The sequence below is a fragment of the Pseudoalteromonas sp. Of11M-6 genome (assembly GCF_022347905.1).
Classification (GTDB): domain Bacteria; phylum Pseudomonadota; class Gammaproteobacteria; order Enterobacterales; family Alteromonadaceae; genus Pseudoalteromonas.
In genome coordinates, this window is sequence record NZ_JAKRFW010000030.1 from 18,328 (window position 1) to 39,337 (window position 21,010).

Annotated in this window: 8 protein-coding genes; 4 read left to right on the forward strand and 4 right to left on the reverse strand. The window is 46.1% G+C overall.

The window, feature by feature from the left end; genetic code table 11:
- Positions 1-5: 5 nt before the first annotated feature.
- The 3 genes from MHN32_RS14715 to purT all read right to left on the reverse strand — a co-directional run bounded on the left by MHN32_RS14715 (position 6) and on the right by purT (position 3,458).
- A complete protein-coding gene (locus tag MHN32_RS14715) occupies positions 6-1,106 on the reverse strand; it encodes a hypothetical protein (RefSeq protein ID WP_235368403.1) in 1,101 nt (366 codons plus the stop codon).
- A gap of 274 nt (positions 1,107-1,380) precedes the next feature.
- A complete protein-coding gene (locus MHN32_RS14720; RefSeq protein ID WP_239422209.1) occupies positions 1,381-2,274 on the reverse strand; it encodes an aldo/keto reductase in 894 nt (297 codons plus the stop codon).
- Positions 2,271-3,458 (reverse strand): formate-dependent phosphoribosylglycinamide formyltransferase, encoded by a 1,188-nt coding sequence (gene purT, locus MHN32_RS14725; RefSeq protein ID WP_227386777.1) that lies wholly within the window; start codon positions 3,456-3,458, stop codon positions 2,271-2,273. The genes MHN32_RS14720 and purT overlap by 4 nt, the downstream gene beginning before the upstream one ends.
- 162 nt (positions 3,459-3,620) lie before the next feature.
- On the opposite strand from purT, the gene MHN32_RS14730 reads away from it, so the two are divergent.
- Genes MHN32_RS14730 through MHN32_RS14745 form a run of 4 tightly spaced genes read left to right on the forward strand, consistent with a single transcriptional unit; the run spans position 3,621 to position 20,283 of the window.
- Positions 3,621-8,603, forward strand: a complete 4,983-nt coding sequence (locus tag MHN32_RS14730) for a non-ribosomal peptide synthetase (protein WP_239422210.1) — start codon at positions 3,621-3,623, stop codon at positions 8,601-8,603.
- Between the two features lie 2 nt (positions 8,604-8,605).
- Positions 8,606-14,917 carry a non-ribosomal peptide synthetase gene (locus MHN32_RS14735; RefSeq protein WP_239422211.1) on the forward strand — a complete coding sequence of 2,104 codons (6,312 nt, stop codon included), beginning with the start codon at positions 8,606-8,608 and terminating at the stop codon, positions 14,915-14,917.
- 3 nt (positions 14,918-14,920) lie between these two features.
- Complete coding sequence (locus MHN32_RS14740; RefSeq protein ID WP_239422212.1) at positions 14,921-19,033, forward strand: amino acid adenylation domain-containing protein; 4,113 nt, start codon at positions 14,921-14,923, stop codon at positions 19,031-19,033.
- Positions 19,030-20,283 carry an MFS transporter gene (locus MHN32_RS14745; RefSeq protein ID WP_239422213.1) on the forward strand — a complete coding sequence of 418 codons (1,254 nt, stop codon included), beginning with the start codon at positions 19,030-19,032 and terminating at the stop codon, positions 20,281-20,283. Before MHN32_RS14740 ends, MHN32_RS14745 begins: the two co-directional genes overlap by 4 nt.
- A 34-nt stretch (positions 20,284-20,317) precedes the next feature.
- On the opposite strand, the gene MHN32_RS14750 is transcribed toward MHN32_RS14745, so the two are convergent.
- A complete protein-coding gene (locus MHN32_RS14750; protein ID WP_239422214.1) occupies positions 20,318-20,980 on the reverse strand; it encodes a fumarylacetoacetate hydrolase family protein in 663 nt (220 codons plus the stop codon).
- Positions 20,981-21,010 lie beyond the last annotated feature (30 nt).

Genomic DNA, 21,010 nt, shown 5'->3' on the forward strand with positions numbered 1-21,010 from the left:
ATTCTTCAACATTCTGAGTTTGGAACATTAAAAACGTACTGTAATTCATTGCGAGAATTGTAAAAATGAATTGTGCAACCTGTTACCTTACTGCTGTCTCCAGACTCTAGCGGAATTCCACCTGGATTACCAAACCGAGTCGCCGAACCATCCTTAAGTTTCAACTGTCCGAACTGACTTAATTTTTCTAGCTGGTATAAAACACACTCATTAGTAATTTCTTGCGGCCCATGAAGTGCTTGCAATAGCGTCGTAATTCTTTTCCCCCCAGCAACTCGCGAATGAGCTTTATTCAACTTAATACCCAGTAAAGGTACATTTTCAGCATCCCAACCGATATGATCTATGCTCAACGCTAGCACATCACGAAATGAGCTAGACTCTTCATTTTCATAAAACGTCTTAGCATAAACTAGCGGTTGCTCATGTTCAGGTATACTGACTGACACACTCGCTCCAAAATGAGATAGACTCACGGAACCTCCAGTGAAACGCGCGCCTTGATAAATTCTCTTATTAACATCAATACCGTCACCCATCCCAACTGTAATCTCAGCCAACGCAAGCTCCTCCAGTGCCATCATTTTTGAGGGGTCGAGCAAAGTTGCTAGCGCAGAATTTGATGGGCACGATTGTTCTGGCTGCTGAGCCTGACTACGCACGTTTGACAAACCATAACGACTCACATTCTGACTTGAGGTAGTTGCTAGTACGTGCTTCATCTCTTCATAAAAACTGGCCGCCTCTGCAAAGACCTTTTTTTGTACTTCCGTTAACGAAAAGGCAGTCACTTTGACATCATAGGGTAAAAAATCTTCATGCGTAACCCAAAAACCGTAAGTCGTTCCACTTGAAGGGTGTACAAGAAAAACCTGTTTTTTTGCAGAAGTACACTGCATGTTTTCAGGGGTCATAGGCGCGCTAGGTTTTAATGGATAGCAGCTTTTTTGTGGTGCATAAGTTTTAGCCATTTGCTGAGCTTTACTTTCAGATGTACATAAGCTGCAAAACTGGCCTCGATAATCAGACGCACTCGAATTCGCAAATACAGGTCTGGTGGCCAATATGCACATCAAGAATAGCACCGCTGAGATTATACATTTCATTTATTTAACTCCTTTTTAGAAATGAAAGTACAAAATAATCAAAAGAAGAGACAATATACAAGTAGTTTGAGATAAGTATTAAAGTTCAAAAGTCGTGCTCTCAGCTACTGCGAAGCTATCTATGTTTACTAGGAAAAACTTCGCTATTCATTTGTTCTAATTGATAAATTTTTAACAAACTACGATACCTGGGGTTTGAATGCAACTGATATTATAACTGGCTCAAATTTATTGCCGTGGTTTGCCCCAAATAACTTCAGGGCAAACTAATCGGTTATGGTACGCTATGCCCGGTGGACGCCGTCCAAATGCGATACCACTGCTCGCGACTCATGCTAAGTGACTGTGAAGCAAACGCGCTGGCAACTCGAGTGATATTTCCCGTTCCAAGCACAGTGGCAGGTTTCGATGGATGCATGGCAAGCCATGCGTAGATCACTTGATCAATTTCAGTGCTACCAATCTCTTCACCCACTTGCTGTAGCACCGCACGCAGTCGTTCGGCTTTTTCATCTTCGCTGGAGAATATTCTCCCCCCTGCCAGCGGCGACCACAGCATAGGATTCATGCCTAGTTGTTGGCACTGATCAAGCGTGCCATCGTCAAGCGCTTTCATCTCATAAGGTGAAAACTCAATTTGGTTAGTCACTAAAGCGAAATCGAGTCTCGATTGCAATAAGGCAAGCTGGCTCGATGTAAAGTTCGAGACCCCAAAATGCAGCACATCGCCGTTTTGTTTGAGGGTATTAAACGCATCGGCAACTTCATCAGCATCCATCAGATAATCCGGGCGATGGATCAACAACACATCTAACCTATCCGTGCCGAAATGCTTTAGTGACTGCTGCGCTTGGGCAATGATATGCGCCTTACTCGAATCATAGTGGTTCGCCTTTCCCGCTAGTCCCAAGCTTGGAAATGCGGGCTTAATGCCACATTTAGTGATGATCCGAATGTGCTCTCGAATGCTAGGCTCAAGCGCTAAGGCTTTGCCAAACTCCGCCTCACACTGATACTCACCGTAAATATCAGCATGATCAGTATCGCGTATTCCAAGCTCAATCGCTTGCTTTAAAAAGCGTAAATTTTCTTGCGGCGTAATTTGCCAATCTAATAGCCGCCAAAACCCCAATACTAATGGGTCAAGTACGCGGGTGTTTGAGTTCATAACGTAATTCCTACTGTTGCAGCCACTTGCTTGGCTTTTTCGACAGCACTTTCAGCCGAATCTGAGCGCGCTAACGCCACACCCATTCTACGCTTGCCACTCACCTCGGGTTTACCAAACAAACGAATATCCGTTAGTGGCTCTGCAAGCGCTTGTGCAAGATTGTTGAACTGTAGCTGTGTTGATTCCCCTTCGACAAGGATCACGCTAGATGCCGATGGCCCATTAAAGTGAATGGTGGGGATAGGCAAACCTAAAATTGCCCGAGCATGCAGCGCAAACTCACTTAAGTCTTGCGAGATAAGCGTGACCATGCCGGTATCATGTGGCCTTGGTGAGACTTCGCTGAAGTAAACTTCATCATCCTTAATAAAGAGCTCAACGCCAAACAGACCCCGACCGCCCAGTGCTGCCGTGACTTTTTCAGCCATCGCTTTACTGCGCTCTAGCGCGAGTACTGACATCTGCTGCGGCTGCCAACTTTGCTGATAATCACCATCTTGTTGCACATGTCCAATTGGCTCACAAAAACTCGTGCCATCAATGTGGCGTACCGTCAAAAGCGTAATTTCGTAATCAAAATCAACAAAACCTTCCACAATCACTCTGCCCTGACCTGCACGCCCCCCCTCTTGAGCGTAGTGCCAAGCCGCTTCGATATCCGCGACACTTTTAATCACACTTTGCCCTTTACCTGACGAGCTCATGATAGGCTTAACCACACAAGGTATGCCGATATGCGCGACAGCTGCATTAAAGTCTGCCAGGGTGTCAACAAATTGATAGGGGGAAGTAGCAAGCCCAAGCGTTTCAGCGGCAAGACGGCGGATCCCTTCTCGGTTCATGGTCAGTTGAGTCGCTTTGGCGGTTGGCACAACCGTGTAACCTTCAGCCTCTAATTCCACCAGCTTATCCGTCGCAATGGCTTCGATTTCCGGCACGATATAATCAGGTTGCTCTTGTTCAATAATCGCTTTGAGCTTTTCACCATCCAACATAGACAAGGTATAGCTGCGATCTGCCACTTGCATCGCTGGCGCATTGTCGTAGCGATCTAAGACAATCACTTCTGCACCTAAGCGCTTAAATTCGATAACGACTTCTTTTCCTAATTCGCCACCACCGCAGAGTAATACTTTGCAAGCAGTTACCGAAAAGGGCGTGCCCAGAGGTTTGATTTTCATGATGATTCCTTGGTTGGTTTGATACCCCATGGTAGCGACTTTTTGTCATATGCAAAAGCTGAGAAGACGGCAATTCAACTCGAAATCACAAAATACACATTTCAAACACATTCTTTACATATCGTACACAAAGAGCATTTTTATATTTAAAGGATTACTTCAATGACTGCCCAGTCTCCTATTGATTACAGCACTCAACCGCAGATCTTATTAACGCGCGCACTCAACCAATACGCCAATAAAATCGCACTGGTATTTAACGGTACGCAAGTCACCTATCAAGCACTTGAAGAGCAGGTAACACGGGTCGCCACGAATATTCAGCAACAGGTGAGTCTGAGCCAATCTCAATCGCCTTATGTGGCACTATATCTCGAGCGTGGCATTGATATGGTCGTGGGGATCTTAGCGGCAATAAAATCAGGACTGGGTTATATCCCTATTTCCACGGAGGCACCCAAAGCTCGCTGCGAGTTTATTCTTGAAGATAGCCAACCAGCGCTTATCGTCACCCATGGACATTATCAAGCACTGCCACAATTTGGCCACACACCTCAAGTGCTGATCGACTCTCCTGCAACGCAAGCCTTTGTTACTCCTGATTATAAAATGAGTGATATTGCTTATGTGATCTACACCTCGGGCACCACTGGCACGCCAAAAGGCGTAGAAGTACCTTACCAAAACTTACTTTATTTAGCCGAATCACAAATTAACCGTTTTGAGCTAGACCGATTAGACCGCGTTATGATGTTTGCTTCTTATATTTTCGATGCTAGCGTGTTTGAGCTGCTCGTGCATATCATGTTGGGTCAAACTGTATTTGTAACGACAGAAACCGAGCGACGAGATGCCAAAGCGCTGAGCCAATTGATCTCAAAAAATGCGATTCAATTTGGCGCTATCCCTCCTGCATTGCTGGCTTTGATGGATCCCCGAGATTTGCGCTCGATGCGCAAATTAATCGTTGCAGGAGAAACCCCAAATCTAGAAATGCTATCTCGACTTTCAGAAGTCACGCGAGTGTTTAACGGTTATGGTCCTACCGAATATACCGTGTGCACCTGCGCCAATGAATATACCAATGCCGACTCCGAATTTAATATTGGTCAACCCTTTGTGAATACCAGACTTTATGTGCTAGATGAGCAATTGCAACAAGTAGCCAATGGTGCTATCGGTGAGCTTTATATTAGTGGTGCAGGTTTGGCAAAAGGATACTTAAACCGTCCTGAACTCACAAAGTCTCGATTTATCGCAAACCCCTATTATCAAGCAGAAGTAGACCCTGCGCACTTCGCTAGACTTTATAAAACTGGCGACTTAGTTAATTTTGACGGTGATAATTATCATTTTGTTGGTCGTAATGACAGCCAAATTAAGCTACGCGGATTTCGTATTGAGTTAGGTGAAATAGAAAAAGTTGTTGCCCAACATGAGGCGGTAAAACTTGCAAGCTGCCAAGTAGTACAACGAGGTAATGCTAAGTTCTTGGTGGCATTTATCGTTCCCCACAGTAAACCCACAGCAGACCTTGGACAACACATCAGCCAGTTAGCAGAAAAGTTACTGCCAGACTACATGCTGCCAGATCACTATCAATGTTTAGACGCATTACCCATGACCGAAAACGGGAAGGTAGATAGCCGCGCGCTCGCTAATTACGAATTAAGTAGCCAACAAGACCAACCGCAAGATCAGCTGAGCCAAGAACAACAAGATTTTTTAACACAGTTTCAAGGTTTCTGTTTGCCAGGCCTTGGCTGGCAACAAGATTTTTTCCAACAAGGTGGTGACTCCATTTCTGCAATCAACCTTAGCAACCAGTTATTTCAGCAGCTCGGCTTAAGCGTGCCAACACACCTAATCTATCGCTATCGTAGTGCTGGACAAGTATGGCAGGCAATGCAAACTCAACACTTTGAAACCATTGCGATTCCAAAGCGCGGTGCTGATTTTGAGGAAGTCGCCCCGCTATCACTGCAACAACGCGCGATTTGGTTTTTAGCCAAAGCCGATCCAAGCGATAAAGCCTATCATGCAAAGTGTACAATCACCTTCAGTGGCGATTTAAATGTACCTGCACTACAAGGTGCATTACAAGATATCGTTGATAACCATGCGATTTTCCGTACTAGCTACGACTTACATGAGCCGCTGCAGTATATTGCAAAGCACTACCAGCAAGATGTGCCTTACTTTGACTTTAGTGAGTATCAAGAAGCACAAGCATTAGCTGAGGTCGATAAACTCGTTAATGGTCATATGAATGATATTTTTGCGATTGACCAATTACCGCTGGCACGCTGGGCAATTGTAAAAATTAGCGAATCTAAACATGTACTTATTCATATTGAACATCACTTAGTACATGATGGTTGGTCTTCTAACATCTTCCTTGATCACCTATTTAGTTGTTATAAACAGCGCTTGAATGGAGCAAGCCATGGTACTTTGCCTGAGATCACACAATACGCCGATTACGCAGCCTATCAGCATCAATGGTTGGGAACAGAGCAAGCCGAGTTGCAACGTCAATTTTGGAAGGCACAACTTCAAGACGCACCGAGCCGTATTAACTTGCCTGTTTCTCGTCTCGGCGAAACCGCAACCGAACGTGGTCGCGCACACCGAGTTAAACTGCCTCGTTCACTATGGAACAATTTAAAAGCCTACAGCCAAACGCATCAGATCACGCCATTCGCCGTTGCCCTTGCGGCATTAAATATTGTCCTTTCGCGCTTTAGTGGCGATCAGGATATTTGTATTGGTTCTGGCGTTGCAAACCGAGGCTACACCAATGTGGATGATACCATTGGTATGCTCGTCAGCACCGTAGTGGCGCGAGTACAGCAAACACCAGAAATGTCTGTTGAACAACTGGTACAGCATTGTTTTGAAGTCAGTAACGACATGCTGGCCAATCAAACCCTACCATTTACTGAAGTCGTCGCGGACGTAAACCCTGAGCGTATCAAAGGTGTTAACCCGTTATTCCAGATCTGTTTTAGCTTCCATGATTCACCACTCCCAGAGCTCACGCTTCCAGGGTTAGATGATATTGAGTATTTCGAGGCGATCAGCAGTCAAGCGGCTAAGTTTGAGATTAATATCGTGGTGCTTACCCGTATGGGGCAAGATCAGGATGATTCGGTCACTATGTTATGGGAGTTTGACTTGAATCGCTACGATCCTTGGTTTATCGATGCCTTGAGTGACAACTTCAGTCATATTCTCGCTCAACTTATCAGTGTAGATGGGCAATTACCACTTGAGCAGTTAAGTTTACAAAACCTTGCTGAGCGCGATGTTCAAGCGGCACAGCACCAAAGCCAAGACTTGCTGTCACTATTTACGCATCACGCGCAGTCTCGCAACCAGCAAACTGCACTTATCACCAGTCAAATGGAGTTAAGCTACCAGGAGCTAAGTACTCGATCAGACAGTCTGGCTGCACATATTCTTAAGCAGTATGGCACGCTTGAGTATATCGGCCTATACCTGCAGCCCGGCATTGACACAGTGGTTGCAATGCTCGCCATCATGAAAGCTGGCGCCGCTTATGTGCCGCTATCGCCAAGAGCGCCAGCTGCCCGCAATGCTTTTATTATTGACGATGCTCAGCTCAAGTTAGTATTAACTAACACCATAAGTCAGCAAAGCTTGAGCGAAAATGAGCAATCAAATTGGCCACTGTTAAACTTGGATAATACATTCGCGCCTTGCGATATTGCACTTTGCCGACCGTCGCCTGATTCTGCAGCCTACATAATTTACACCTCAGGTACGACGGGCCAACCTAAAGGCGTTATTCAAAGCCATAAAAATGTTGCGCGTTTGCTATCTGCCAGTCAACCGCTTTACCACTTTAATAGCGAAGATACTTGGGTGCTTTATCACGATACGATTTTTGACTTTAGTGTTTGGGAAATATGGGGAGCACTGTGTCATGGCGGTCGGTTGTTTATTCCAAGCTACGAACAAGCAAGAGACAGTTTTGGTTTTGTAAAGCAGTGTGAGCAATTTGCTGTCACCGTCCTTAACCAAACTCCAAGTGCATTCTATAATTTTAGTGATATTGCCATTTCTGCGGGCGCGTCACTTGATAGCCTTCGCACTGTGATCTTTGGTGGTGAGCAGCTCAACTACGATAAACTAGCTCCTTGGTGGCAACGTTTTGGTAAACGTATTCAATTGGTCAATATGTACGGTATTACTGAAACCACAGTACATGTCACGTACCAACCTTTGCACCCTAACATGAATACCCAGATTGCTGACATTGGTGTGCCGCTCAATGATATGCAGGCTTGGGTGCTGGATAGTCAGTTACGTCCAGTACCTGTGGGCTGTCCTGGAGAGCTGTTTATCTCTGGTGCAGGTTTGGCGATTGGTTATTTGAATCAGCCAGAACTGAGCGCTACTCGCTTTTTCGAGCTAACGCTAAATGGCAAACTCACCCGCGTTTACAAAACCGGTGATAACGCCAGACTATTGCCAAACGGTCATTTAGAATATCTAGGTCGTTTGGATAACCAAGTGAAGATCAGGGGGCATCGTATCGAGCTTGGTGAAGTCGAATCCCAATTGCTCAGCTGTAGCGGTGTTAAAGAGGCAGCAGTGATCACCTATACACGCCAAAATCAAACGGCGCTAAGTGGCTATGCTGTGATGGAAAGCCATGCTTATTTTGACGCCGAGCTGTTACTTAATTATCTACGAACGCAGCTGCCAGCATATATGATACCGGATAGCATCACCCAACTCACGGCGATGCCACTAACCGTTAACGGTAAGCTAGATAGCAAAGCACTACCACTGCCGCAGGTGTTATCATCAAACCAATACGCAGCTCCGCGCACTGCGCTTGAACAGACGCTTTGCCAAATTTGGCAAACCACATTAGAACTGGAACAAGTCGGTATCCATGATAACTTCTATCGCCTAGGTGGTAACTCCATCTTAGCGGTGCAGCTCGTACGCAATGCCCATAAATGGCATCAGATTGCGATCCCGTTATCAGCGATTATTGCCAATCCATCAGTCGCGGCTCTGGCTCAACACCTAAACACCATAGAGTTGAGTGATATCACCCAATCTCAGGAGGCACCTGCCACCACCTCTTCACAGGTGATGGAGCTATAGTCATGGAGTTAACATCTTTACTGAACGACCTTCACGCGCAGCAGTTGCGCGTGTGGGTGTCTGAGCAAAATACCTTGGCACTGGGATATGAGGGTAACGTAGCGCCAACTTTGCTCACAGCACTCAAAGCGCATAAAGCTGAACTATTGGCGCTACTAAGCGCCCACCAGATCTGCTCCGAAGCCGCCTTTTTAAGTTGGCCATTATTAAAACCAGTGCCGCTTTCCAATGCCCAGGCAAGGTTGCTGTATGTAGACAAACGTGCACCAAAGTCCTGTGCTTATCATATTCCAATGCTGGTTGAGCTGAATGATCCAGCGCAGCAACAAGACATAATCTCGGCACTAGCACAGCTGCTTGTCCATCACCCGATCCTAACGAGTGTAATTGAAACCGATGCTGAGCATTTTAACTGCCGAGCAACCTTACAACCTCTAGCGGTCGAGTATCACCGTGCAACCACTTTGGCTCATGTACAAACACTGGTAAAAGAGCACATCCACACGCCGTTTGACCTCCATACTCAAGCTCCCTTTAGAGTCTGTATTATTGAGCTTGAGCAAAGGCGTTTTATGCTTTTCCTTTGGCATCATATCGTCTTTGATGCTTGGTCAATGCGAGTCATGTTGCGCGACTTAGTTAGCTTGCTACGAGGAGAAAGCATTAAGCCATTAAGCTATTTTGACTTTGCCAAGTGGCAACAAAGGCAAGAACAAAGCGCTGCACACAGTTATTGGCACACGCAACTTGCAGGCGCTCATGCCACACAAATTGCACCGCTGTTCGCTACACAAACACACGAAACCGAATCGCTCACGCACTATTTTGCACTTTCACCACAGCAAAGTCAGGCATTGCGTGCCCTAGCAAAGTCATTAAATACCACAGTGTACAGCGTGTTGCTTGCCCATTACTGTTATATTTTGGCACTTCATAGCGGTGAAACAGACATCGTGATTGGTGCGCCATCGGATAATCGAGATCACCCGCAAACGCAAGAAATGATTGGCTTTTTTGTCAATACCTTAGTGCTTAGAGTGAAGATCGATTATCGCCAAAGCTTTGCTAGCCTCGTGAAGCAAGTTCATGAGACTGTTCGCGCCGCAAAACAATACCAAAGTTACCCTTATGATCAACAAGTTGCCTGTTTGAGTGAGGGCAAACACTCACCTCAGCCAAGCCTGATGTTTAGTGTACAGAGATTTGCCAGCGAGCTTATGGACGAGTTTGCGTTACCATTTTCAGCGGTTGATGCTTTTACTAACGAGTCTTTATATAACCCGATTAAATGTGATTTCCGTCTGGCATTTGATGATAGCAATACAAATCTGCAAGGACAGATAAGTCTTGATCCCAATAAGTTTGATGATGCATTTGCACAGCAATTTGCCCACACCTATCAGCAATTATTGGTACAGCAGTTAGAGCACAGCGACGTCGCTCTTGAGCAATTATCAACTTCTCACCCAAGCACAAAGCCATCAGCAACCACAGTTAAGCAAACTTCAACCCTATCGCTATATCAACAATTTTTAGCCTGCGCCTCAGCAGCTCCAGATGCACCAGCGTTACAAATCAACGATGAGGTTATTACTTACCAAACACTCGCTGCGCGTGTTCAGCACCTGACTGTGCAACTCCAAGCACAGTTAACCCACGAGCAAAACCCTGTTATCGCGCTGATATTTGAGCGCAGTCCAGAGATGATAGTCGCCATATTAGCAACGCTTGGAGCCGGTGCTGGATATTTACCCCTCAATCCAGAGCAAGGCCAAACACGTAGTGAGTTTATGTTGCAAGACAGTGGTGCCAACCTGCTACTTTGTCATCAAGCAACCTTGAATACAGCCATGTGTTTTAGCGCAATCACAGAGGTGCAAAACATTGACGAGTTAGCGCAACAACCAGCTCCTGTTTTCGATATAGATCAAGCGAACTCAACGTGTCATTCATCACTTGCATATATTATTTATACTTCTGGAAGCACCGGTAAACCAAAAGGCGTCATGGTAGAGCAGCGGCAAGTTCAGGCTTTGGTTCAAAGCGCAACTGCGGCTTACGACTTTAACTCCAGCGAAAAAACACTGAGTCTGGCTCCGTACTTTTTCGACGCGTCCGTAGAGCCACTCTTTTTAACGCTGCTCAACGGTGCTTGCTGGGTGATCATGAATGAGGCAAGTGCAAACTCGCCAGCTATGATAAGCGAAACTATCGTTAGCCAAAGGATCAGTCACTTAGTCACAGTTCCTGCATTTTTAAGTGCCATCGGTACGCCGCCCCAGCATCATGCACTACAGCGTGTGATCACCGGTGGCGAGCCTTGTGACCGTAATCTCATGGAGGCATGGACGCCTCTTCTTCATATTGAATATGGTCCGACCGAAACCACGGTAACCGCAACAGCAAACCACCAGCCGCTACAATCACGCTATTTCAATAATATTGGTGTACCACTGCCTCATGTTGATATTCAGATTGTTGATGCCAACCTCAAAGCGCTGCCACCCTTTTGTCAAGGAGAGATCCTTATTGGTGGCGCGAGTGTCGCTCGAGGCTATGTTAACCTTGCAGAGCAGACGGCGTCGCGCTTTATTAACTGGCACGGAACACGTATGTATCGCACGGGCGATCAAGCGCGGTATCTGGCAAACGGCGAGATCCAATTTTTAGGACGTGCCGATGAGCAGGTAAAAATTCGTGGCTATCGCATCGAGCTACAAGAAATAGAGCACCTACTTAACCTGCATTCGCAAATCAACCAAGCTTGCGTCAAAGTACAGCAAAACAACCATCTCATTGCTTATTTCACTGGCGACCAAACCCTCTCTCACACCGAGATTGTGAAGTGGCTACAACCACAATTGCCAGATTATATGCTGCCAAGTGCCACATGTTGGCTCGAACAATTGCCTGTGCTCGCCTCTGGTAAAGTGGACAGCCGCAGTTTACCAAGCGTCGCTCTGGTATCACAGACACCATACCGAGCACCACGCACCCCATTAGAGCAGCAGCTTTGTGCTCTATGGCAGACGCAACTTGATGTTGAGCTAGTAGGTATTGATGATGACTTTTTTGCCTTAGGGGGCCATTCTCTCAGTGCAATGACATTAGTGGCTAAAATGCACTCTAGCTGTAACGTTAACATCAGTTTGAGTCAATTTTTGCAAAGCAAAACGATAGCGCAACTGGTATTACAACAAACTAGCAACGCCAGCGAGCCTTTAGCGGTCGCATCAACATCACAATTACTTGATGAAATCATCGTGCCCGCGCAGCAGCAAGCGATGCTCACCAGCGAGCAATTAGCGACACAATCTGGCGCTTTTCATATCCCCTTACAGCTAAAATGCCAAAGTGGGCTACAACAGCAAGCGTTACAACACGCAATCTATCAGCTGGTTAAGCGTCATGCTATTTTGCGCACCCGCTATACTCAACAGCAACAAGGTCGCTGGGCATATAAAGATGAGCAAGGCGTGCCAACATGCAAACCCCTAATAAACACGCCGCATAGTGAATTTATCGCTCAGACATTTGACCTTGAGAATGATGCGCCGCTACGGATCGGACTGTATCACCAAGATGATGAATTTGGGGTGTTACTGGTATTTCATCACATAGCCTTCGACGGCTGGTCGACACAAGTATTGTTGGATGAACTGAACACGCTGCTATCAGGACACACGCTTGCCCCAACCTCACTGCAATTTCGCGACTATGCATATTGGCAATCAACACAACAATACGACGAAGCCGCCGCATTTTGGCAGCAACACTTGATTGATATTGATGTCACCCCATGGCCAACCGATGAGCCAAGACAGGCGTTGTTTGATCACCAAGGTGAAGCATTCCCCTTTACCCTCTCGGCAACACTAACATGTGAGTTAAGGACGCTGGCAAAATCACATCAGGTATCTATGTACAACTTACTACTGTGCGCTTTTCAGCTCGCATTATGTGCATGGGATAGTCGTGAAAGTATTGTCGTTGGCTCCCCCACCGATAACCGCGACTCGGCATTTAAAGATACGCTAGGTTACTTTGTTAATACCTTACCGATGCCGCTGCGTGTCGACTTAAATAAGAGTTTTTCTGACTACCTAAGACAAAGCCAAACGCTGTTACTTGCGGCGAAATCTCACCAACAATTGCCGTTAGAGTCAATTGCCGCACAACTTGGATTGATCCGAGAGGTGGGTGTATCGCCACTGTTCCAAGTGTTTTTTACCTTTGATCAGTTCTCACTACCAACGGCGCAATATCAACATTTTGAAGTCGCCAGCGACACAGCCCAGCAAAACCAGTATCACCCAGCCAAGTTTGACTGGAATTTGGTGATTAAAGATATGCCAGAACAATTGATTGGTCAGCTCATTGTTGCTCGCAGTCGTTACCAGTCTTCCCGCTGCCAACAATTTGTGCACTTTTTTTGCCGTTATCTTGAAAATCTCTGTCAGTACAACGAGGAACCTTTACTACAATGCCCTTTGGTTAGTACTGAATATTTACAGCAAGTCATCTCAGAAACACGATTATCACAACCAAATGACGCTTTTTTAGTGCAATTTTCGAAGACAGTAGCAGCGTATCCAGCACGCACAGCATTAAGCTTCGCTGAGCAAACCGTGAGTTATCGCGAGCTAGACTTGTTTTCTGATCACTTAGCAGCACAGTTGATTGCAACCAATGACGAAGGCTCGCCAGTTGCACTTTATTTTGATAAAGGTATAGAAGCTCCCATAGCAATGCTAGCGGCGCTAAAAGCGGGCATGCCCTTTGTTTCACTCTCAGCTAATCATCCCGTTGCTCGGCGCCAAGAGATTATGGCAAAAGCGCAGGCAAAACTGCTCCTTAGCCGCACACCACTCAGCTGGAATGCATTGCCAACACTGACCTTTGATGTACAGACACTACAGCAAAGTGCTCAACTACGGCCATTCTCAGCCAACACTCATGCAACAGACAAGCTGGCTTACCTCATTTTTACTTCGGGGACGACGGGAGAACCAAAAGGGGCGATGCTGTCTTACCAAGGCCTTGCTAACCTCTGCACCGAGAAGCGCAACACCCATAAATTAGAGGGAAATACTCAGGTAGTCACTAGCCAATATGCTGAATATGTTTTTGATGCCTGTATTTGCGAGATATTCCCAGCCCTAGCTGCTGGCGCTAAACTGGAAATCATTCCAGAGCCAATACGCAAAGATCCACAACAGCTGTGCCGCTATCTCAAAGCTAAACAGGTCAACGTCGCGTTTATTCCTACGGTATTTATCAATCAGTTTCCAAAGTGGATAGCGGATATTAACTTAACCGTATTGTATGCCGGTGGTTCTCGTTTAGACCCAGTCAGCCACAAGTTGGCAGAGTATCATTTCAATGAATATGGATTAAGTGAAACAAGTGTTACCGCAACACTTAGTGAAGTGTACCCCAATACACCTATCACTATTGGTAAGCCTATTCGTAACACTCGATGCTATGTGTTGGACCCTTTTATGCGGATTTTACCGGACGGTGCGTTGGGTGAGCTATACATCGCCGGTGATTGCGTCGGTTTGGGCTATTGGCAGTCACCAAAGCAAACGGCAAAACACTATATTGACTATCACCTTCGCTGTGAAAACAACCACTTTTCTGACGAAAAGCTCTACCGCAGCGGAGACTTAGTGCGTAAAAATCAGCAAGGTGAATTCGAGTTTGTTGCCAGAGCTGACAAACAGTGGGATTTACATGGTCACCGTGTTGAGCCAGGCGAAATTGAGTATAAACTCAAAGCGCATCCAGATGTTGACCACGCCGTTGCACACTTACATTTAAGTGAAACAGGCAAAGTGCTGTTGGGTTATGTCGTACTTAACGCTAACACTGAGTGTGATGTGAACGACCTTCGCCTATGGTTGAATCAACAGCTCCCAAGCTATATGCAGCTTGCTGCGATATCACAGATTGACGCACTTCCAATGACAGTAAATGGCAAACTTGATACCGCTCAGCTCATCATTCCAACGCTGCAAGATAGTATTACCTATATCGCGCCAGAAACGGAACTACAACAACAACTCGCCAATGCTTGGCAGCAAGTGCTTGAAGTCTCCGAGATTGGCCTACAACACGACTTTTTTGCTTTAGGTGGCTCATCGATACAGGCAGCACAAGTTACCGCTCTGTGTAGTCAAGCACTCGGCAACGAAATTGCCGTCGCGACCTTACTGACTTACCCACAACTTGACGCATTTGCCACGCAAGTAGAACAACAGCTAAACACGCTCGCCAGCAGCGAAGACTGCGAATTTGAAATGGAGTTATAACGCATGATCGAATCATTTATTTATGAATTAAAACAAAGTGGGATAAGCGTTTGGCAGCAAGAGGATAAATTAAAAATTGCTAGCAACGTGAATTTACAAGGCCAAGCCATCGTTGAGCAGCTAAAACAGAATAAGCCACAGTTGTTACGCTACCTCACAAGGCAAGGCATTGATAGCAAAGCTCGTTTTGATGAGCTGTCTATCTTGCCATTGGAAACGCGATGTGCTCCGCTTACGCTTGGGCAGCAACAACTACTGTTTACGCAAGAAGTGAGCAACGCGGCAAGTACTTATCATATTCCATGCCTACTCAAAATCGCCAAGCACTGCGATATTGAAAAACTCACAGCAGCAATAGAACAACTGGTGATCCGTCACAGTGCGCTAGATATGGTTGTGGCCTATGATCACCAAGGAAAGACGATACAGCAGCCTGCCAATGAGGCGTTTATCGTGACGCATCATGAGCTTGGTAATCTAAACTTGCATGAGCAGTGCGAGCATTTCTTTAACGAGCCGTTTAGCTTACAGCATTCTCGACCATTTCGTGCCTATGTCATCACCTCAAAGGAGCAGCAACATGTGTTTTTTGTCTGGCATCATATCGCCTTTGACGGATGGTCTTTGGGACTGTTTTTACAAGAATTGACATCACTCTATGAGGGAGAAAATCGACCTCTGAGTCTACAATTTAGTGATTATGCTTATTATATGGCAACACCCGGCCAACGTGAACGACAAGCAACAAGTCAACGTTATTGGCAAACTCAATTGGCTGATTACGAACCATTAAAACTTGCGCAAACTCAGTCGCGCCCAGCCACCTTTGATCATCGCGGCGCGATACAGAGCATTGTGCTAGATGAAAGTACGACCCTAAAGTTACAACAAACAGCGAAAACGCACCGCATTAGTATTAATACACTTGGGCTTGCGGCTTGGTATCACACCCTTGCGCTACTCAGTCATCAACGTCAATTTGTTGTTGGTATTCCAAGCGAGAACCGTCCAACGGCACTGCAGCAAAACATACTTGGATATTTTGTTAACTCATTGCCGATTAAAGCGGATATCGACATGACGATGTTACTTGAGCGCTGGTTCACTCAAGTTAATCAAGTCGTTAATCAAGCCAAGCGACATCAGGCCTTACCGTTTGAGGCCATTAAGAATAGCTTAGACGTGCCGCTCGACACTAGCATGCACCCGATATTTCAAACGTTGTTTAGCAGTAGTCAGTTTGCCCCTGAGCAACATCATACCTTATGGCAAAGCGTTGACCTTGATCTAACCCAGCAATGCCAAGCGAAGTTTGATTTAACATTACACTTGAGTGCAGGGAAAACCACTGAGTTAGGGTTAACTTATGCCACGGCACTTTTTTCCAGTTCATACGCGCAGCAGATCCTCGAGTTATATCAAACGGTTTTACAGGCATATCTAACAGCTGAAAACGCCCAACAGCCTCTCTATAGCCTACCTTTATTGAGTAACACGGCGCAGCAAAAACAATATCAATTAAGTGGAATGCAACACGCCTATCCGAGCGTGGCAAGTATCACCGACCAGTTTGCTGAAATAGCAGCGCGCTATCCAGATAAAGCCGCTATCAGTAATCGCCATCAAACCATGAGCTATCAAGTGCTTGATCATCAAGCCAAGCAACTTGCCAATGCAATCTTGGCAGCCTGCCCTGAACCCAAAGTCGTCGCACTCTACATGCAAAACGACATTGAGTTTGTGATTGCCATGTTGGCGGTACTAAAAATCGGCGCGGCATACACAACACTATCGCTCAAAGACCCAGTAGTGCGTCATCAATATCAACTGAGTGATAGTAATGCCGATGTAATTGTCACCTTGCGTGAACATAGCCAAACATTGGCAACACTCAACCACAACAATATCGTTGAAGTTTTCTGTGATACGAGTCTGGAAGATACTGATATCACGGCCGATTTTGAGCCTATGTGCATCGCACCTAGTGAAGTCGCGACGATTATCTATACCTCAGGTACGACAGGAAACCCTAAAGGCACATTGCTCTCTCACGCCGCAATTAGCTCTTTGGCACTCAATAATCATAGTTACCAGCATCAGCCCCAAGATAGCTTTATTCAACTCGCAAACCCAGCTTTTGATGCCACTCTATTTGAGATATGGAGTGCATTACTCAACGGTGCCGAGGTGCACTTAGGCTATCAGGACAGCCTTAATTCTGCAGCGCAGCTCAGTGCAACATTGCAGACGCTGAATATCACTTCGATGTTTCTAACCCGTTCACTGTTCGACACTTTGTTGCTGCAAGACGAGCATATTTTCGCTTCTCTGACTCATTTACTCGTAGGTGGTGAAGCATTAACAGAGTCGATGGTAAATAAATTGCTGGCGTCCACATCTTGTCCAAAACACTTTATCAATGGTTATGGTCCGACTGAGTGCACCACGTTTACCACAGTGCAAACGATGTCTAAACAGCAGTCTGAGATAGCAATCGGCAAGCCAATCCCAGGGCGAGCAGTGGCTGTAGTCGGTCGCAATAATGAATTACTGCCACTTGGCTGTCCCGGCGAGTTAGTGGTTTGTGGACATGGCGTGGCTGCACGTTACCTCAATCACCCAACACTCAACAGCGAAAAGTTTGTATCCCTAAATCTGTTTGGCTCAATGCAAAAGTACTATCGCACGGGCGACTTAGTGTATTGGAATGCACAACAGCAACTGTGTTATATCAACCGTGGCGATCAACAAGTCAAAGTGCGGGGCTTTAGAATTGAATTGGCAGAGATTGAGCATCATCTTAATCAGCTGGCGGATATAGATAGTTGTGCGGTTATTGCTAAAAAGCAGCAGGCTCAGACCTTGCTGCATACTTATTTGGTCATCAAACCCGCAGCCGATCAAGCTGCGGCACTCAGCCACTGTAAAACTCAACTTACCAAGTTACTTCCTAGTTATATGATGCCACATAGCTTCACTGTCCTTTCGGCGTTACCGTTAACGCTCAACGGCAAACTCGACAAAACTAAGTTGCCAGAACCTGAGCTAAAGCAGCATCAACTCGTCGTGCCACAAACCAACACAGAAAAGGAAGTGCAAGCCATTTGGCAGGATGTTTTAGGTCAGAGTCCACTTTGTTGTGTGACGGCAGTGACTGAGCAAGGTGCCGACTCCATTAGTTTATTAAGCTTTTGTGGTGCCGCAAGCAAGCGTAATTGGCAGCTAACTCCACAACTTATCCTTGAACACCTATCAGTGCAGCAACTGGCAAGATTTATTGATAATCAGACCCGACTTGATTTTGCCACCATGAGTGAAGCTCAAGCAATTGACGCTGCGCTTGCCCATGAGCATTTCGCTCCTTCACGTTTTTTTAATGCACCGCAGAGTGAGTTTCTGCTTCACCTCATGCCCGCAGCAGCAACCGCTGATAGCTTTGCACCTTTGTGTGAAAAACTCGCGCCCGACCTGCGCATTCACGCATTAGAAAATATCAAACTGTTCACAGGCAAACACATCAGCTTGCATACTATGGTGCGCTATTATGCTCAGCGTATTACAGAGATATCGCCAACTGGCCCACTTTACTTGGGCGGCTTTTGTGAAGGTGCGGCATTGTCACTGGAAGTGGCGCGTTACTTGGCCGAAATGGGTAGAGAAATTGTCCACTGCTTTTTGATTGACCCCGTCTTACCAAGACTTACTTCAGCAGCACGTCAGGCCGCCGAAGAAGAGTATATCCGTTCGCAAGACGATGACGCTAAACCTATCGCCCGAGCATTTTTAGACTTTACTCAATACTTTCAAAGCGCGACGGCGTTTACCTTCCCTGTGAGCTTCTTTATCGCCGATCATGTCAGTGATGAGGCCATTCCACTTCCGGCACTGAGGTTGATCCATCAAGTGGAAGACATACCTGCACTGTATAAGCGGACATTTGCAGGTGACAGAAATGGTTTTGAAAATTTACTTGCCAATGCAGACTATATTGCGCTTGAAAGTGCACACGATGAAATCATGACCGACGCTAAAGACTTATCCATCATCGCGTCACACATTAATGCGTTAATGCAACAAACGAATAGCGCCGCAACCACTGTGGAGCAACGCGCATGACTCGTTCACAATTTGCTACACGATACGGCATCCACCTTGGGTTAACTATGTTTGCCAGTATGCTGGTGCTCCCTATTTTTACGCCTTACATGCTGAACTTAGGTCTAGCATTGCAAGATGTGGCCTTAGCTATGGTGGTCATGGCTATCACTATCGTGGTGTGTGAAGTACCAAGTGGTATTGCGGCAGATGCCATTGGTCGCCGCAAAGTATTTTTAGTTTCTTTAGTGTTTGCCGCTGTATGCAACTTACTTTTATTGTTGAGTGAAGACTTTTGGCACGTCTGCTTAGCCATGGCATGCTGGGGATTAAGTCAGGCGTCGTTAACTGGCACGCTCAACGCATGGTTTGTTGAAACTTATCAAAAGCTTGAAGGAGATGAGCCACTGAATAAGGGGTTCGGTAAAGTGTATGGTATTGGCTATCTTATCGGCGCCAGTGCCGCTTTATTTGCCGCCCTCTTTTTGGCGTTTGCGACTAGCCCAACACAACAGCTCAACCACTTGTATCAAGCCTTAATCTTGGTTTCGATAGCGGTATTGTGTGTGGTATTTGCATGTACTTTTGTCGTGGTGAAAGAGTCAACGAGACCTCAGCAAGAGGTGCTTGAGAAAGGACTGATTAGCCAAGCTAAGGCCATGCTGGCAACTTGTAAGCAAAGTGGTATGCAAAGGCTGCTGTTGGTGATTGTTTTTGCAATTCCTGTTGCCAGTAGCATAGAGAAGTTTTGGCCAGCCCTAACAGAACGCTACAGTAGTGCACCAGTTGACTCTATTGCGTGGATATTCCCAGCAATGATGGCGGCTGGTTTTGTATTAAATGGCGTCGCTGCAGCTATCAGTGCTCCGATCTGCTCTTTATTTGGTCAACGCTTAGGGTATGTCATGGCGTTCGCTCATTTCGCCAAATTTGCCTTTGTGCTGTTACTTGCTTGGGTTACGTCACTACCATTACTGATTGTAGCTCTGCTGTGCTTTTATCTTTGTATGGGACTAGCACAACCGGCACAACTGCAACTACAACATCAACTGAGTAGCGATAGCGTGCGAGCTAGTGTGGAGTCAATAATGTCACTGACCACTCGCTTTGGTGGCTTGCTCGGCTCTGCATTAACCGCTTTACTGTTGGGCTACGTCAGCCTGACTATCAGCTGGATAATATTAGGCGTAATTTCACTCGTTGCTATCATGCTGTGTTGTTCGAGCACAATCAATCAACCGGAAGCTGAGCTCGTTGCTGCGCAGTCGTAACAGACTACGCAGCGATGTACATAAAAGCGAGAAGCTAATCTATAGCAACTTTGCCATGCCAAGGAGTATGGCTTTTCAGCTGCAGCGTAAGTTCATCGCCATGCGCTAGGCTCCCTACCCCTTTTGGCGTTCCTGTTAAGACAATATCTCCTGGCTGAAGCGTAAAGTAACGAGCAATGTCCTTTAGCAACTCAGCGATTGGAAAAATCATTAAGCTAGAGTCGCCATGTTGTTTAAGCTCTCCATTTTGCCAAAAACGATATTCAATACACTCAGCAAAGGTGTTTTCATCACATGGTACAAAAGGCGTCGCTGGGCAACTATTATCATAGGCCTTTGCCCGCTCCCATGGGTGCCCTTGCGCTTTTAGCTCACTTTGTAAGTCTCGTAATGTCAAATCGAGTGCCAGCCCAATTCCGGCGATATGCTTGAAAGGCGCTGGGGTTTTTGCATCAATTTTGGTGCCTACCAATAGTGCAAGCTCGGCCTCATAATGATGTTCGCCAAGTGCGGCGTCCAACTTCATTTCATTATTAAATGGTACTAAGCTCGTTGCTGGTTTGATAAACAACAGTGGACTGCTTGGAATAGGGTTATCTAGCTCTTTGGCGTGCGCTACGTAGTTTCTACCAACACAAACGATTTTCCCCGCTGGTAGACTTATTTTATTGTTTTCATTATCAATGTGTTGATACATTTCACCCTCTCTGTACGGCCACAAGCTTTA

Coding starts and splice junctions, on each gene's coding strand:
- MHN32_RS14715 (WP_235368403.1), bottom strand. CDS start 1,106: ATGAAATGTATAATCTCAGCGGTGCTATTCTTGATGTGCATATTGGCC.
- MHN32_RS14720 (WP_239422209.1), bottom strand. CDS start 2,274: ATGAACTCAAACACCCGCGTACTTGACCCATTAGTATTGGGGTTTTGG.
- purT (WP_227386777.1), bottom strand. CDS start 3,458: ATGAAAATCAAACCTCTGGGCACGCCCTTTTCGGTAACTGCTTGCAAA.
- MHN32_RS14730 (WP_239422210.1), top strand. CDS start 3,621: ATGACTGCCCAGTCTCCTATTGATTACAGCACTCAACCGCAGATCTTA.
- MHN32_RS14735 (WP_239422211.1), top strand. CDS start 8,606: ATGGAGTTAACATCTTTACTGAACGACCTTCACGCGCAGCAGTTGCGC.
- MHN32_RS14740 (WP_239422212.1), top strand. CDS start 14,921: ATGATCGAATCATTTATTTATGAATTAAAACAAAGTGGGATAAGCGTT.
- MHN32_RS14745 (WP_239422213.1), top strand. CDS start 19,030: ATGACTCGTTCACAATTTGCTACACGATACGGCATCCACCTTGGGTTA.
- MHN32_RS14750 (WP_239422214.1), bottom strand. CDS start 20,980: ATGTATCAACACATTGATAATGAAAACAATAAAATAAGTCTACCAGCG.